The 16312-nt window shown below is 31.9% G+C and carries 11 protein-coding genes and 2 pseudogenes; 6 read left to right on the plus strand and 7 right to left on the minus strand.

Going from position 1 to position 16312, the window contains the following annotated elements; genetic code table 11:
• Positions 1 to 131: 131 nt before the first annotated feature.
• A pseudogene (locus PC_RS11815) lies at positions 132 to 371 on the minus strand (IS982 family transposase); the annotation flags it as partial.
• 330 nt (positions 372 to 701) lie between these two features.
• Between PC_RS11815 and PC_RS10185 the strand changes: the two are divergent.
• The 3 genes and pseudogenes from PC_RS10185 (at position 702) to PC_RS10760 (ending at position 5002) form a co-directional block, all read left to right on the plus strand.
• A complete protein-coding gene (locus PC_RS10185; RefSeq protein WP_420885542.1) occupies positions 702 to 3590 on the plus strand; it encodes a leucine-rich repeat domain-containing protein in 2889 nt (962 codons plus the stop codon).
• A 414-nt stretch (positions 3591 to 4004) separates the two neighbouring features.
• Positions 4005 to 4349: pseudogene (locus PC_RS10190) on the plus strand (aromatic amino acid transport family protein); the annotation flags it as partial.
• A gap of 413 nt (positions 4350 to 4762) precedes the next feature.
• Entirely contained in the window at positions 4763 to 5002 is a 240-nt protein-coding gene (locus tag PC_RS10760; protein ID WP_420885548.1) for a nucleotidyl transferase AbiEii/AbiGii toxin family protein, read from the plus strand.
• A 239-nt stretch (positions 5003 to 5241) separates the two neighbouring features.
• On the opposite strand, the gene PC_RS09700 is transcribed toward PC_RS10760, so the two are convergent.
• Together PC_RS09700 and PC_RS09705 are read right to left on the minus strand one after the other, a co-directional pair.
• Entirely contained in the window at positions 5242 to 6681 is a 1440-nt protein-coding gene (locus PC_RS09700) for a hypothetical protein (RefSeq protein WP_044045295.1), read from the minus strand.
• 91 nt (positions 6682 to 6772) lie between these two features.
• A complete protein-coding gene (locus tag PC_RS09705) occupies positions 6773 to 8224 on the minus strand; it encodes a coiled-coil domain-containing protein (RefSeq protein WP_011176566.1) in 1452 nt (483 codons plus the stop codon).
• Between the two features lie 1440 nt (positions 8225 to 9664).
• Here PC_RS09705 and PC_RS09710 point away from each other — a divergent pair.
• Both PC_RS09710 and PC_RS09715 read left to right on the plus strand, forming a co-directional pair.
• Complete coding sequence (locus tag PC_RS09710) at positions 9665 to 10492, plus strand: hypothetical protein (protein WP_044045296.1); 828 nt, start codon at positions 9665 to 9667, stop codon at positions 10490 to 10492.
• Entirely contained in the window at positions 10479 to 10838 is a 360-nt protein-coding gene (locus PC_RS09715; RefSeq protein ID WP_011176568.1) for a hypothetical protein, read from the plus strand. The genes PC_RS09710 and PC_RS09715 overlap by 14 nt, the downstream gene beginning before the upstream one ends.
• Before the next feature lie 1599 nt (positions 10839 to 12437).
• On the opposite strand, the gene PC_RS09720 is transcribed toward PC_RS09715, so the two are convergent.
• Positions 12438 to 13718 carry a hypothetical protein gene (locus PC_RS09720; RefSeq protein WP_011176570.1) on the minus strand — a complete coding sequence of 427 codons (1281 nt, stop codon included), beginning with the start codon at positions 13716 to 13718 and terminating at the stop codon, positions 12438 to 12440.
• A gap of 176 nt (positions 13719 to 13894) precedes the next feature.
• On the opposite strand from PC_RS09720, the gene PC_RS09725 reads away from it, so the two are divergent.
• Complete coding sequence (locus PC_RS09725; RefSeq protein ID WP_044045297.1) at positions 13895 to 14551, plus strand: hypothetical protein; 657 nt, start codon at positions 13895 to 13897, stop codon at positions 14549 to 14551.
• Positions 14552 to 14924: 373 nt separating this feature from the next.
• On the opposite strand, the gene PC_RS09730 is transcribed toward PC_RS09725, so the two are convergent.
• The 3 genes from PC_RS09730 to PC_RS09735 all read right to left on the minus strand — a co-directional run bounded on the left by PC_RS09730 (position 14925) and on the right by PC_RS09735 (position 15833).
• Positions 14925 to 15224: a helix-turn-helix domain-containing protein gene (locus PC_RS09730; protein ID WP_011176572.1), complete on the minus strand. Its 300-nt coding sequence runs from the start codon at positions 15222 to 15224 to the stop codon at positions 14925 to 14927.
• A 114-nt stretch (positions 15225 to 15338) separates the two neighbouring features.
• Positions 15339 to 15569: a type II toxin-antitoxin system RelE family toxin gene (locus PC_RS10765; protein ID WP_079890476.1), complete on the minus strand. Its 231-nt coding sequence runs from the start codon at positions 15567 to 15569 to the stop codon at positions 15339 to 15341.
• 6 nt (positions 15570 to 15575) lie between these two features.
• Entirely contained in the window at positions 15576 to 15833 is a 258-nt protein-coding gene (locus PC_RS09735; RefSeq protein ID WP_011176573.1) for a hypothetical protein, read from the minus strand.
• Between the last annotated feature and the right edge of the window lie 479 nt (positions 15834 to 16312).

Consider the following 16312-nt stretch of genomic DNA (forward strand, 5'->3'; position numbering starts at 1 on the left):
AAGCAGCCTTGTCATCTCTAAATTTCCGTGAAAAACAGTCCAATACAAAGAAGGGTAGCCATCAAAGCACTGTTGAAAATTAATTTTAGCTCCTAATTCAAGTAATAAACGAGCAAATTCAACCTGATCTAATAGCTCCTTAAGTTTAAAAATTCTTTGCCTAAATGTTTGCCGAACTTATTCATAAAAGGTTTAAATATTGGTTCATTCGATTGATGAAATAAAATAACAATTGTCAGCATCTCTGAAATTGAACATTCAAATTAACGTCCTCGCTTTGTCTTGTCATGATCAATTAGGCGTTTATCTCATTTTCGCTCAAAGAGCTTTCAAAAATCATCTAGAGGACAATATAAGTTGATTAAATTCATTTCACCTTCTCATGTCATGTTAAACATGGGTGATGAAAAAAAATGTTTTAAATCATACAGAGGTCTCTTGTTATTTAAATTTTACTCTTATTCATTATTAAATTTTTAACTCCAAAATTTAGTTTAATAAACTTAAGCAATTTTTATATCAAAATTTAAAAATTGGTATTTAAATTCTATCGATTTATAACTTTTTTTAAAAATTCTCAATTGATAAAACAATTTTCACTTTAAATTTAAACAAGATTTTATTTCATATTGCAAATATATTAATTTATATATAATATATAATTTAATATTTTTAATTTAAAAATTATTTAACTAATATGGATGGTAATTTTGAATATTCAGAAGGCAAAATCTAATCCTGGTCATTCCATTGTCAATACAGACACTCATTCTTACTCACAATCAAACAATCCTTTAAAATTTTTTGAACGAATTAGTTTATTATGCAAAACAATTTTTCAGTGTTTTCTCAACTTATTCTTTAACTGTATCACAAGAGATCAGCTTCAATCCCAATGGAGAGAAGTTTTTTGGGGGCAAAAAGAAATTATCATTTCTAATTTTACCACTACCCATTCTGCAAAATCTGAAATGCCTTTATTAAGTTCGAGCCAAACTCCGTTTTTAACAGAAAGTCAAAATCGAGAAAGTAGCGATTATCCTGAGGATGAAAGTAACCTGATAATAAACTCTTTAGATATTCCAACAAACTTAAATACTTCGAACAAACCTTTCCTTGAAGAAATTAATGCAACAACAATTCACTCTTCCGACTTTTTATCTTTACCCCAAGAATTTAAACTGAGCTTTCAAGATGAAACTTCTCTAACTATCCCTAATTCCCAACTAACTTTGTTAAAGGAGAAATCGCCCTATTTTAAAAGTCTTTGGTCGGGAAATTTTCAAGAAACTCTTCGGGAACCTCTCACTTTGACACAAAAAGAATTTACCCATCTGCTCGATTGTTTGTTGATTGTCGATTTTAAAGTTTCTATAGAAGACATCCTTACTTTTATTCAACTAGCCGATTATTATCAACTGGCCGAGGTTGTGAAAAATTTAGAACAGCAGCTAATTGACACCTATAAATCAGAAAAATGTGAGCTATTTAACTCCACCGCAGATAGTCTAATAGAATTAAAAGCACTTTTAAATTTTGCGCAGCAATACCAATTAAATAATTTAAAAAATTATTTAGAATTGACCGTTGTGAGTTCCTTATTAAATCAAGCTTCTCATTTAACCGAATTTGAAAAAATTTTAAAGTGTTTCTCAAATGAGATAGAAAGACTCAATTTTTCAAAGAATGCCTCTTTGACTGATGCCCATCTTTTAGCATTAAAAGATTGTAAAAAATTAAAAGTGCTTTACCTTCAAGAGTGCAATAATCTGACCGATGTTGGATTAGCATATTTAAGGCCTTTAATTACTTTACAGGGTTTAAATCTGAATAGTTGTAAAAAGTTCACTGATGCTGGATTAGCGCATTTGGACTCTTTAATAGATTTAACGCAGTTGGGACTGGCTAAATGTCATAACATTACAGACAATGGATTAGCATATTTAAGACCTTTAATTGCTTTACAGGGGTTAAATCTAAATGGTTGTAAAAAGCTTACTGATGCTGGATTAGTGCATTTAAAATCTTTAGTGACTTTAACGTATTTGAATTTAAGTCAGTGTGATGATCTCACTGATGCTGGATTAGCGCATTTGACACCCTTAGTCGCTTTACAACATTTAGACCTGAGTTTTTGTTGCTACAATATCACTGATGCTGGATTAGCGCATTTGACACCTTTAGTCGCTTTGCAAAATTTAGACCTGAGTTTTTGCTACAAACTCACTGATGATGGATTAGCGCATTTGAAACCCTTAGTCGCTTTGAAACAATTAAATCTGTGGGCGTGTAGTAATCTTACTGGTGCTGGATTAGCCCATTTGACACCCCTAATCGCTTTGAAACATTTAGACCTGGGTTTTTGCTACGGTCTCACCGATGATGGATTAGCGCATTTGAAACCCTTAGTTGCTTTGCAATACTTAAGTCTGAGCGGTTGTAAAAAGCTCACTGATGCTGGATTAGCGCATTTGACATCCTTAATCACTTTGCAACAATTAAACATAAGTTCATGTGCTAATCTCACTGATGATGGATTAGCGCATTTGAAACCCTTAATCGCTTTGCAACAATTAAATCTGAGTAGTTGTAAAAAGCTTACCGGTGTTGGATTAGCCCATTTGACATCTTTAGTCAATTTAACGCATTTGAGTCTAAGTGAGTGTGGTAATCTTACTGATGCTGGATTAGCGCATTTGGCACCCTTAGTCGCTTTGCAACAATTAGACCTAAATTTTTGCTACAATCTCACTGATGCTGGATTAGCACATTTAATAACTTTAGTCGCTTTACAACAATTATATCTGAGTGCGTGTGGTAATCTCACGGATGCTGGATTAGCGCATTTGACACCTTTAGTTGCTTTGCAACAATTAAATTTGAGTGGTTGTAAAAAGCTTACTGGTGTTGGATTAGCCCATTTGACATCCTTAGCCACTTTAACGCATTTGAGTCTAAGTGCGTGTGCTAATCTCACTGATGATGGATTAGCGCATTTGACAACCTTAGTTGCTTTAACGTATTTGAATTTGAGTGATTGTAATAATTTTACTGGTGCTGGATTAACCCATTTGAAACCCTTAGTTGCTTTGCAATACTTAAGTTTGAGCGGTTGTAAAAAGCTCACTGATGCTGGATTAGCCTATTTGAAGCCCTTAGTCGCTTTACAACAATTAAATCTGAGAGGCTGTAAAAAGATTACTGATGCTGGATTAACGCATTTAATGTCCTTAGTCGCTTTGCAATGCTTAAGTCTGAGCGGTTGTAAAAAGCTCACTGATGATGGATTAGCCCATTTGAAACCCTTAGTTGCTTTAACGCATTTGAGTCTAGGTGAATGCGTTAAACTTACTGACGATGGATTAGCGCATTTGACACCCTTACTTGCTTTAACGCATTTGAATCTGAGTGATTGTAATAATCTTACTGTTGCTGGATTAGCACATTTGACACCCTTAGAGAATTTAACATATGTGGATTTGAATAATTGCAATAATTTCACTGATGTTACATTGACGTATTTGACGTCCTTATTAACTGTCCAGCATTTCAATCGAACTTGGGAAGAATGTTACTTTAAACTGAATTAATGCATTTGATGAACTTAGCAACTATAATATAAAAAAGTATTCAGATCATTCTTTCTTTTATTTGGGCTGTAATTCCAAAATATTTGATATTCTTTAGAAGACTGATTTTAGACATAAGATTAAATATTTTGGTTATTTAAACGTCCGGAATAATGGGACCTGCTGAAGGAAGAAAAATGTTCTCAAATCTCATATCATCTCAGATTTTTTGTTAATACTTGTCCTCAAAGACTAGAAATATCGCCAATCGTCAGTTTCATTAACCGTATTTCGCGTTCAATATTAGGCTAAGGATGTTTTTTGAAACAAGTTGCATAAAAAGCAAAAAAATTAGGATATAAAGCCTCTAAAATATTTTCCAATTTATCTTTGATTTCTTCTGCTTGATACTCATCTTTCAAGTGTGCTTGTCAGTCTTGTTTTTTAGTTGCTTTTGGAGGGGTGATTTATTTGGATTATCATATAATAGAAAGGGTGAACAGCATACTATTTATTAGTATGATTGCGGCTTATTTATTGATGATCAGTTTAGCACCCAAAGAAATTAATCTTTATTTATTAGAGAGACAAAATTGGAATCTAAGCCATCTGTTTTGTATTGTACCGCTCATGTTAACAACTTTTAGTTTTCCTGGAATTGTTCCCTACCTTAATAGGAATTTGAGAGCAATTCAAATCGCTATTATTGAAGGAACGAGTCTAACATTTATCGTTTATTGTTATATGGTTATTAATTATTTTAGGAACTGTCCCAAATGAAGAAATTCATGGTCTACAAGAAGCTTTAATCTGTGATATTCCAGCTACAGAATGCTTACATTGCGCCATCAAAAATTCACTATTATCTTATGTTGCCCAATTTTTTACTTTTTGCTCTAGCTACTTCTTTTTTGAGTATTGCTTTAGCGCTTTTTGATTTTTCGTTAGACGGCTCAAGATGTTTCTCCACTAATCCTTTTGTCTCGAGCTTGCGAAGAATCTGAATAAGCTTTTGCAGCCATAATGCTTTTATATTTCTCTAATTAAATACGTTTATTATAAGTGAACATGTGATAAAAATCAGGAACTCCCTTTAAAGTTGCTATCGATATTGGTTTTGGAGATGTCGTTAATACTGTTGAATATCAATTCTCCTTACAACATGCTCTAAAGGAGCCCTTTTTGAAGGCAATATAAAGCTAACCTGTTATCCAAAGGAATTTATTTTTGTCGAAAAGTTAGAAACCATTGTCTATCGAGGCTCATTTAATAGCCGTATGAAAGACTTTCACGATCTTTATTCTATGATATCCTCTTCTCAATTGCCATTATTTTATAATCTAGAAGGCGTTATACGCTTAGTATTTAAGCATCGGAAAACTCCACTTACTTTTCCGATTACCTATGCCAAGGATGAAATGAAACAAGTGTAAAATTTTTGGAACGTGTATTTAAAAAATTTACGTGTAGAGAATTCTGCTGACCTACCAATCATTATTACTCAAATTATAGCTACACGATTAACAATTGGCTGAGATTAAATACCGGATTAGTTGGTAGCGACAAATGAAAACCTTAATCTGTAAAGTAGTGATACCTAATTCTATTTCATGTCGATAATAGCCACAATATCACTGCCTTACTAAAGTAGGAACTCGTTTATTTCAATTTTTTACTCATCGGTTTGTTTTCTCTTAGAAGATGAGATAGCAGAAAAAAATGCTCCCTTTTGATCAGAAAGATGGTTTTTTTTAGGTCGATAGAACGAAAGAATGGTGTTAGCAACTTGAAAAATACCAATCCAAGCAAAAATTAAACAAATCTTATTTAAAAAAGAAATTGAAAAATTTTTATGAGAGGGTAGCCTAGCCATTAAGCTATTGATAGGTCCAAGCAATATAATTTTTCTTTTGGTTATTTGCTGGGAAACCAATTCTGTACAAGTAGAAGAAGTTGGAGTCATGGCATTTTGCATAGGGGAGAGATTAAGAAGTTCTTCAATCTCACGTTCCTTTCCCTTAATTTCTTCCATTATTTCTCTAGCTTTCTTTCTTTCTTGAAACTGGTTAGTTATCTTGTGCTGAAACTGTTTGTTATTTTGTGTTAACTTATTGACGTTTTCCCCAAATTCTTTTACTCCTTGTGCAAACTGTTTGCCATCTACCCGAAGTTTTTCCATGGCTTTTGCAAGCTGTTTGTTATCTTCTCGAAGCTCTTCCACGCCTTGTGCAAACTGTTTATTATCTTCTCGAAGCTCTTCCACTCCTTGTGCAAGCTGTTTATTATCTTCTCGAAGCTCTTCTACACCTTTTTCAAACTGTTTGCCAACTTCTTGAAGCTCTTCTAAACCTTGTGCAAGCTGTTCGTTATCTTCTCGAAGCTCTTCCACGCCTTTCACAAGCTGTCTGTTATCTTGTTGAAATCGTTTTGTTACTTGTCTAAAGTTTTCTAATTCCTTATCTAGTTTCTTATAAGATACTTGGAGCTCCTGAAAAGCTTGATTGAATGTTTTTAAATCAGCGGATTTTTTTTCATTTATTGTATTCATGGACTCTATGTAAGAGCGCAGTATTTCACATTGTGTTTGCAAGGAAGCAAGGATAGGATTTTGTTTTTTCCCCCCATCAAGTTCTTCCTGAGTGGGAATAGAGGTATACACTCTTATTTCCTCGATCGCTGCCTGACTTTGATTAATGATTTCCCTTATTTCATCCTGAAGGAGACGAGTTTCTGCAACCGTTTGCTTAAACTCTTGTTGTTGGACTTCTAAATCCTGGACTTGGGGAATAATAGTGGAAAGTTTTTCGCCAATTTTGTGACAACCGCTATCAATTTTATGGCAGGCAGCGTTGGTAAGAGAATTTTTTTTCTTTAAATTAAAGATGTAGATTTTTCGCTGCAAAATAAGTTTGTGCAAAAGTTGATTTTGCTCTTTCAAACGTTCTGAAAATTCTTTTTTGAGAAAAAAATTGTGGCAGTAATCTTCTAACGTTGCGGAAGAGTCAAGCTCATTCTCTGGGGAAGGATGGTCGAGTTCTTCTTGCATACGATCAACAAGTGTCTGAAAAAAAACACTAATTTGCTGAGCCTCAAGTGATGAAGAAAACAACATAAGGATACCCCTTGTATAACAAAGATATAATAAATATTAAAACAGGTTAGAATTTTTTCCAACCTGTGTTTTAGCTAAAGCAATTCTTTAATTAACTCACCTTTCTAACTATTGCTGTTGTAATCAATGTATTGCAAAATTGTAATACAAGATGTTTCCATGAAATTAGGTTGGTTGGGCTTGCTAGCTGCTGATGAAGTTGAGATATTTTAGTTTCCAAGCTTTTTCGGTCTTCGATATTTAAACCGGCAAACATAGCAAAATCTAATATCCACATTCTAAACAGCTGAGGATCTTGCAAATTTATATTGCTAAGTCTCGAAACAATCTTTTTAAGTTCATTTTTTTGAGCTTGTACACCTTCTTGCAATTTAGTGTAATTGTCTTTTATTTTTGTTAATTCATCTTCATGAGTATTGAGCATTTCATCTAATTGCTTTTGAATTGAATTAATGAGATCTTCTTGCGCTTTCTCAGCATCGATCTTGGCTTTATTTAAATCTTCTTTTGCTGCTGCATATTTTGCTTGCTCTAAATCTAATTTCTGCTTTGTATCAGTATGTTCTGCTTTTTCTTTAAACAAAATTTGGTTTGTAATAGCACGTGCTGTTTGCTCTATAAGCAAGCTCTTGCTTGTTTCAGAGTGCGATTTTTGTTCTTTGTCTAACATCCGGCTTGCTGTAATATACTTTTCTTGTTCTTCAAACAATTTTTGTCTTGTTTTAATATGTTTTGTTTGCTCTAAACTCAATTTGTGTTTAGCTTCATCTCGGTCTTTTTCCGTTTCAACTAATTTATTTGTATTTGAAAGAGCTTCTTTTTCATAATTTTCGCATTTAAGCTGTTGCTTGGCTATTATTTTTGTTTTTTCAGAAATTTCCAATTGATGGTTTTTTTCCAATTCAAGTTGACATTTTAATGTCTCATCTAAAACTACACTGAGCGCTTCTATTTCTTCTTGATATGCTTTCTCTTTATTTTCAAGATCAGCTTTTTCTTTGCGTAAAGCTTCTAAAAGTGCATTTAAACCCTCTTTTTCCTTGACAAGTTCGGCATTTTCATTGACAAGCTTTGTATTTTTCTCAGAAAGCTCTTGTTTTTCTTTTTCGTATTTTTCAAGCGTTTCTTGAATTTCTGCTATTTGCTTAGTTTTTTCTTCTAAAGTTTTTTGAGTAGTTTTTAAAGTTCCTTCAACTATTCGAGATTCTTCACTAAGCAAAGTTATTTTCAGATTTTGTTCCTCGATTTGATTTCGAAGACTGTCATTATCCTTATTAAGAATGTTAATTCTGTTATTAAGGCTAGTATTATCATCACTAAGAATGTTAATTCTGCCATTAAGACTAGTATTATCATCTTTAACTCTAGAGAGTTCATTAGCAAGCTTTCTAACTTGTTCATCAGCTTTTTCCTGAGCTTTTAAAAGGATATTATCAAGATTCGTGATCCTTGCGTCCATTTCTTTCTGCGCTTGAAGCAATTCTTCTAAATTCGCTGGTGATACTGTAGCTGCTGGTGATGCTGTAGCTGTAGATAATATCATAATATTTACCTCTTGAAAATTGTTTAAATAACTTAAAGGAGTTGATTATTTATAAATGCCTTTTTTTATTGCTATCAAAGTCATTTGTATAGCCAATATAAAAACTTGTTAACATTTTTAATCAAATGTTTTTTTATTTAATACATCCAATTTATTATAATATATAATTTTAAGTAACTAAATTTGTAAGCTTTATATTGACAATTTTATTTTTATAAAATTTAAAAAATTGAGGCTAGATAAGGAGAAATTGAATAACCTAATTTTGATAAATTCATTTTTATATCGATAGAATCTAATTATAAAAGCTATATTTTTGTTTATTTAACGGTTTGTAATTAAAAAAAATAAGAGAGATATACCGAACAATCGCCTATTTAGCATTTGATTAATAAAGAATTAATGAGTAGCTAGACGTATGTCATTTTTAATGCCGTTTGTTTGCGACAGCTGTAGCTAAACTAGCTTTTTCCAACAGCTGTAATACTATTTCATAATAATATTTTGAACGGCATAAGAGGTGCCTTGTAGGTATTGAGCTAAGTTTCACATCAATAACTGATGTAAAGAGTTTAAAGTTGCAAGATGTGGCTTTTGAATGCTCTTTAGATATTGAGTGAACGGAGAAGTAGAAATCACGTGGCTAGCTCTCTTTTCTATTTCTAAATTGAGTGCTTGATTCAAAGCGTAGCGGGTTACAGTTTGGCTAGCTTATGCAGGATCTAATTTTTTACCAAAAGTCGCGCAGAAAAGCGTTTCAGTTATTATTTTCGTTAATTTTCTTTACTAATCCTTGCTTTTTCTCGACTAATCTGTGCTCTTTCTTGACTAGCTTAAGCTATTGCTCGGTTAGCCTGTGCTTTCTTTCAACAGCTTCGAGTTCTAATTAAGCTTGAGCTTGTTTTTGAACAACAAAAGTTTTTTCTTTAGCATGTTGGACATAAAATTGAAATTAGGACATGAGTTTGTTCTTAAGCTCATTTCTGATCTGATCAAATCTTTCTTTGAAAACAAATATTTGTGTCTCGCTATAACTACTCCTGTTTGATGAAGGTTGCCTTAAAATCTCCTTAATTAAATTAATTATATGCCTCTTAATTTTGCAATTAGTCGTAGTAAATTATCTTAATTGTAAATTTTTTATTATATGATTTCCTAAAACAAAAAACAGATTTAGATATATCTAAAAGTATGTTTTACAAAAAAAATTAAGTTTTAAAGAAAAAAATACGCATTAAATTTTCTTATTAAAAAATATTTGATTGTTTTAATATATTTTGTATGAGATCTAGCTTTACTGCAATAAAAAGTAAAATGCTTTTAAATCAGCTGATTGCTACTTTTAAAAACATGAAAACATAGTTAAAAAACGAACATGAAAAAAATTAAAAAATATGTTGAAGTTTTAACTGAAATATATAGGATAAATTGGAGGGATTTATGACAATTAATCTTAGTATTGACAATCCTTGTGAGGTTATTATCGGCTCTCTTAACATTCTTAATTCTTGGGATCAACTTCACAAAGATGTCCAAATCGACAGTAAAACAGGCCTTTCTTCTTCCCCTCCTTCTGTAACTAAAGCTGCTACGAAAAGGTTTTTTGACAATATTGGCGCACCCTCCTCCTATTCTAAGGTAAAGTTTTTAAGCGATATGGATATTCAAATGTTTGCCTTTTTTAATTTTAGCCTTTACAAATTTTATTTTTATCAAATCAAAGACCTTTCTGATTTCAATGATTCTACCCAATTATCACTACAACTTGACAAAGCTAAACAGATTGCCGCTAAAGCCATTCAAGAATATCAAGCCTGTATGAAGCTTTTAGAAAATGGCCTTGCTCGAGAAATGATCAGTTTTGTCCCGACTTTTATATTCGATTATTTCTGCAACTATGAATTTGTAAATATAACAAAAATAATTGAACCAGATTTACTTGCTCCACCCAGTGAATATGCCGATTATTTAATTGATCTATTTCCTAAAGCAAAATTGGGAAATTTTTGTTTAATCGCTCAAAAAGTACAGTATATTAAATTACCGTTTGAATCCTGGTCTATTATTGATTGTGCAGAGCATACAGAAAAGATGGTACCAGCGGAGGTTTTTGCGAGAGTTCATCATCGTGCGATGGAAGAAATCAAGTATTTACTTCACCAACATTTTGTTACTAAACTTGATAGAGAACTAATTGATGGATATTTTGATACATCCAAATTTTTTCAAATTCATAAAAAAAGGATAGAAGTGTATGAACAACATTAATTTGGCTAATCCTAACGCTTATTATCCAGAAATATTGACACAAGAGCTATCAAGTTCTACAATTTCTTGTGAAAATCCTCACTATGTAATCGTGAAAGCTCCTCAACAAGAAGATCACATTTTATCGAAAACAACCCTTGTTATCCAGGCGATCTTTAATTTTTTATTTCAAATGTTTGAATGCATGTGCCATTACGCTCGTTTATTGGCAAATGGGCTTATTTCAATAAAAACTAAATTAATAGGAATAGATCTCCATCTCCACTTTCATCTATTTACTGTTAATATTAATTATGATGTTTCCAACCCACAAAATACTTCTCCGAGCGGAGTTTTGGCCTGTTAAATAGCAATGATATGTGTTTTATTTTGGTGTGAGAAGAAAAGGTTGAAAATTAACGACTTGAAAAGCTTTCTGATGCTTATGAGAATAATCCTTAAATTTTATAAGCATCTTTTCCTTTTTAGCAAACATCCTGAAACTACAGCCACTCTTTAAGATTTTGTTTGAGTTAATCAAAAATCATTTTATGTACCTAATAGCTTAGATACTATTGTAGCCAAAGAATTTGTGGAAAATATTGGCTAAATAAACAATTCAAGAAAGGAACTGACACGAAAAAATTGGAAAGGTCATCGACCAACTAACGAGTCTAGTTGATTGATAAAAACAATGAGTATTTGCTAATCGTATTAAACTTCCAATGTTCCGTTTCGTTTAGCGATAGTGTCAGTTAAGCTTTGCTTTTCTTCGTCGGTAATGTCTTTTTTCATCGCAATAACTCTGACAAAACTAAAAAGGCCTTGATATAAGAGGTGCTTGATTATCTTTCATGAACTGTATAAAAGAAAGCATAGGAGCAATCGTGCTTGTTCTTGTTTTTATGTCTAAAACAAAAGCTTTAACAAAGCTTTATCTAATCCATAGTTCAATACAATAGTATTTGCTTCATCATTTGTCATCTTGTCTAAATTTTTCTTTTGAAAAACTCCGTAGAAAAGTTTTGCTGTTATTAAATTCATAGTGTATTTAAATCATCTCTTTTTATTAATAAGCTTGGCTTTTTCATTAATAAACAATGACTTAAGAGAACGTTTTATGCGCTATATAGAGGCCAGGGATTTAGCGTAACAGTGGCAACAATTTTGGTTTAAGCTTTAAAGTAATTTGGAATTGGGTCCAAAAGAAAAAAGAAGGAAACCTGATACCAAAAATAAGAGTAGCCTCTCCTAGAAAGATAAAGGATTAAATTTTACTAAAATTTATCAAGTCTCACCCAGATGCTTATTTAAGAGAAAACGTTGCTCATTTGCCGTCAACTTACAAGCTATTTTTTATTTTTGTAAACGACAAAAATCACCAAAAAGAGTGCATTCTATAAGAAAGAGATGAAAGCAAAAGAGCTGAGTTTAAAAAAATAGAAAGGATACTACTAAAAAATTACGTTTATACAGATGAAAATAGAGTTAATCCATCCGTTGATAGTTTTTTGGATAAATCCCTTTCAGTTAAACTTACACTCAGTACAGTACCCAGGAAAGCGTGGTCGAAGAGAGAGTTTTCTTACTGTAAAAATGGTTTTGATATTGCTGCTCCGCTTTGTTACCAAGGAACATGCAATACAGAATTGTTTAATCTATGACTAGAATAATTTTTAGTTCCAGATTAAAACCTAGCCAAATTGGAATTTTGGACAATGCAATATTCCATCGATTGCAAAAAACAAAAGGTTTAATTCAATCGCTACGTATCAAGTGCTTTTCTTGCCGCACTATTCAACTGACTTGTATCCAATAAAATTATGTTGTGTCAATTTCAAGAGAACGATTAGAGGAAATCTAAAAAAATTTACTCCTTTATCTGAGGCAATCGATTATTCGTTTTTAGCCTATTCATAATAAAAATGTAATTTTCAATTTAATTCATTATACATGCAAAATATGTTTACGTCCGAATTGCTGAGTAAATTTTGATTCGGCCAACTAACACTTCTTGAGATCGCCTTAAAAGAGTAAACTTTCCGTTTTCAATTGTTTTAACAAAAACTGTCTCTAAAAAAGTGGTCGTTTTTGTTGATTCTTGAATAATTTTATTTTTCAAAATAGAGTGTTTAATCTCTCCTTTAAGAATTTCTTCATTGAGAATTTCTTTTTTAAGAGTTTGCTGTTTAATAGAATCAGCTTTGTCTGCTACTTGCCTTTGTTTACTTTCCTCATTTCTAGCTTCTTTAATTTTTGCCATCATCATAACTTGTAGATCTTTTGAAGACCTGCTAACAAGTCTGATAAAAGCTGCTACATTCAGAGGTGTTCCGTTTGCAATCGCGATTTCTTTTTCTTTTCTTTGGTCAACTTTCTCTTTTGAGCTACTATGAATAATTTCTTGGTGGCGTGCTTTATCTGAAGTAAGATCTTTATTTGTCTCTGAATCACGTGGTGATAAAATTGCTAAATGAGGATTATGTACATGAGCATATTGAGTAAAATGGGCAATCAACTTTTCTTTGATTTCTTGCCTTTTTTCGTCGGATAAACCTTTAACATGGTTTAATAATTTATCTGCTGCGCGCTCAATAGCTTCTTGAGGATCATCTGAAATGTCTTTCAATTCCTCTAAAGCATTTTGCATTAGCTTATCAACATCAACCCCTTCTCCAAAGTCACATCCTTCAAACATTTCTTTTAATGTATCGATGTTATCAGCCATCTGCTGATCTATTTGGGTTTCTACTTCAACCTTCTGATTTTCAACCGTAGCTTTCTCATTCACATCGACTATATCTAGATGATGGACTTCTATTTTTTCTACTACAACCTCTGCTTTGACTTTTTGATTTTCATCTTTGAAAATAACGGTTGTTTCTTTGTCTTCAACTATATTCGTTTTCTCCTCCAAATTTCCCCAACCATCATCAGTTTCAAAACTATCAAAACTATCAAAGTCATCATCATCAAAAGAAAGCGGTTCTTCAGCTTTGGTTTTAAGAATTTCTCCTTCAATAGGGGAATCAAAAGAATCTACTAAATCCATTTGTCCTAATTCTTCAAAACTCTCTTGGCTCGAAATGATAATCTTTTCTCCTGTATCTTTAACCTGACCTTCTAACTGATTGGTGTATTCATGACCACCATTCACAGTTTGATCACCATGTTGATTTTTATTAAGTTGTAAAGGAGAAGAAAAAGAACTAATTGGTTGATTGTAGTGAGAATAATCATTATTCATACAAAAACCTAATTTAATAAGATTTATTCTTAATTATAGCATATTAATTTTTTATCAAAGCTAAAATCAAATATTTTTTTTAAGTAAACATCTTGACAAATAAGTAGTTGTTAGTAAGACTAAATTTTTAAAGATTGTATTAATTTTTCAATAAACCTTAATTAAGGAGTTTGCTTATGCATGCTACTGGTGGTTATCCTTCACATCATCAAAACCTATTACAAGACGTTAAAAATGTTTTACATACTCATGTTGAGCTTTCTCGATTGAAAAAACAGGCTCATGCTGAAACTCTAGCTGCTCATGCCGAGACTTTAGCTGCTCAACAAAAAGCTGCCAAAAGCGGGCAAGAGGTTCTGAAAGCTCAACAAGACCTTATATTGGCAAACAGAGAATTGCAAGGCGCACAAAAAGAGCTACAACATGCACAAAACAATTTGGCTGCCGCAAAAGCTATCGTTTTAACCAACATTTTCCAAGGCGTTTTTTGTTTACCGAAAATTGAAACAACCGCTACTGATTATGCCTTAGAAATGGCTGCTAAATATCAATTGGATACTGCACTCGAACTCAATCAAAGAGAAAGAACAAGTATCATTAAATCTATGGCTCCTTTTATCGCTTACCTCAAAAGTCATTCTGATGTTCAGAAATGCAATTTTAAGGCCATAAAACAAGTTAATGATGTAAAAAGTTTTGCTCAATACTTACAAGATGCTACTTGCAAAGTTAGATTAGTTGGTTTTAATAAAGATCTTAGTGTCGAAGACCAACAGGCTTTAGCAGCCGCTGTTATGAACAGAAAAGGGACGTTAAAAGTCCAGTACCTTTAGTTTATTAGTTATTTTTTATCGATTAACTAGTAAATGAATTAGTTGATCGATAAATTTTCTTTAAATTTCCTTTTTTTTAAATTTCCTTTGATTAATCTCAAATATTTTCCTTTATAAATTTTTCCTTATTGGCTGTAGCATTTCCAAAAAATTTAGATAGATCCGACTAACAAAATTTTTCGTTTAAACTTATTAAATTTTTTTAAAATTATAGATACAATATAGATTTAAATAAAAAAGAGGGATTTTTATTTAAGAATACTGGGCCATCAAGGCCATATTAGAGCCATTAAGCAATTATTTCTCTGGTATCACTATGGTCAATAGGTAGTAGAATCGTAGGAGGAGGTACTTAAGTAACTATGGCTAGGCGTTAATTTAAATGACCCCGAATGTCAATTTCAACTAACCGTAAGGCTGTATGGCTTGGAACACGTCGTCCTGATTCCCATGACTGAATAGTTCTTGGACTAACGTTTAAGATCTTAGCAAAAATACCTTGAAAATAGTGGCATTTTTTTCTAATTCTTTTAATATTTTGGGCTTTGTAATCAGCTAGAGAATCGGATATTTCAATTATTTCTGATTTAAGGGTAATTTTGCCTTGAGCATAAGTAAAAGCTTCTCCTAAAACTTCTTTTATCTCGTTAAAAAATTTACTTATGAACAACATTAAATGATCAGATTAATGATAATTTAATATCCTAAAAATTAATAGAGTAATTCTTTAAAAGGCATTTAAATTATTCCTAGTTTTTAACAAAAGGATTATTATAAAGAAACTAAATTACAATCCTTTATAAATATCTTTTCTTGCATCAACATCTAAAACTAAAACAATTAATTTATCATATTTAATCTCATAAATGATTCGATATCTACCACATTTTACACGATAGGCGTTGTATCCTTTGAGCTTAATTGCCCCGTCTTGCCTTGGATCTACAGATAAAGCTTTAAGTTTAATTTTCTTCTCGCTTAGTATCTTAAATTCTTTTTTTCTAGTTCGTAATTGTATGCAAGCTTATAATTCATCCCAACCTATTTTTTTCATCATTTCTTCATGAGATATAGTTTTAGAGCCATTTTTTACAAATCTGTCATGAGCTGCTTCTGCATCCTTGCAGTCTTGTTCATATTCTAACATTTCAAGTTTCTCAATAAATGCTTGAGTTGCCAATTCTTTAAAGCTCATTCCAAGATCAATAGCACATTTTTTCAAACTATTATGAATAGCTACTGGGATTTCAAAATTAACTCTAGTTTTTTCAACGTGTTTCATATAGACAACCCTTTTTTCTATAGAATAAGATATTTGATAATTTGATGGGATGATAAGTTTATCATTATTATCACACTAAACTTAAATAAGTTAGAGAGTTTTTTAGCTTAAAAAGCTCTTTATTCCTAGGAAAATTTTTGGTAAAGCATCCATTAAATTAGTTTTCTTGATAAAGACTACATTTTAAATGTTGGTTTCCACTTGCTATTTTGCAATCAAGCCTTCATGCGCTTACCCGATAAGCGGCCCAATTGTGCGAATCGAGATGTTCATCTTACTTTACTGTATTTTCGCTAAGACGTGGCATGAAGTAGTGACCATAGCGTTCTTTGTTGAATACGCTCAATTTACAAAAAATGATAAGCTTATACGTCTTTGGCTGCAGATGAGGCATAACCAGTTCTAAAAAACATTTTTAACTAAGCGTTTTGGCTTATATCCAAACGAAGAAATGCAATACGCTTGTAGGATCCTTATTC

Origin of the sequence: Candidatus Protochlamydia amoebophila UWE25 (genome assembly GCF_000011565.2) — a bacterium.
In the GTDB taxonomy this organism is placed as follows: domain Bacteria; phylum Chlamydiota; class Chlamydiia; order Chlamydiales; family Parachlamydiaceae; genus Protochlamydia; species Protochlamydia amoebophila.

Coding starts and splice junctions, on each gene's coding strand:
- PC_RS10185 (WP_420885542.1), top strand. CDS start 702: ATGGTAATTTTGAATATTCAGAAGGCAAAATCTAATCCTGGTCATTCC.
- PC_RS09700 (WP_044045295.1), bottom strand. CDS start 6,681: ATGTTGTTTTCTTCATCACTTGAGGCTCAGCAAATTAGTGTTTTTTTT.
- PC_RS09705 (WP_011176566.1), bottom strand. CDS start 8,224: ATGATATTATCTACAGCTACAGCATCACCAGCAGCTACAGTATCACCA.
- PC_RS09710 (WP_044045296.1), top strand. CDS start 9,665: ATGACAATTAATCTTAGTATTGACAATCCTTGTGAGGTTATTATCGGC.
- PC_RS09715 (WP_011176568.1), top strand. CDS start 10,479: ATGAACAACATTAATTTGGCTAATCCTAACGCTTATTATCCAGAAATA.
- PC_RS09720 (WP_011176570.1), bottom strand. CDS start 13,718: ATGAATAATGATTATTCTCACTACAATCAACCAATTAGTTCTTTTTCT.
- PC_RS09725 (WP_044045297.1), top strand. CDS start 13,895: ATGCATGCTACTGGTGGTTATCCTTCACATCATCAAAACCTATTACAA.
- PC_RS09730 (WP_011176572.1), bottom strand. CDS start 15,224: ATGTTGTTCATAAGTAAATTTTTTAACGAGATAAAAGAAGTTTTAGGA.
- PC_RS09735 (WP_011176573.1), bottom strand. CDS start 15,833: ATGAAACACGTTGAAAAAACTAGAGTTAATTTTGAAATCCCAGTAGCT.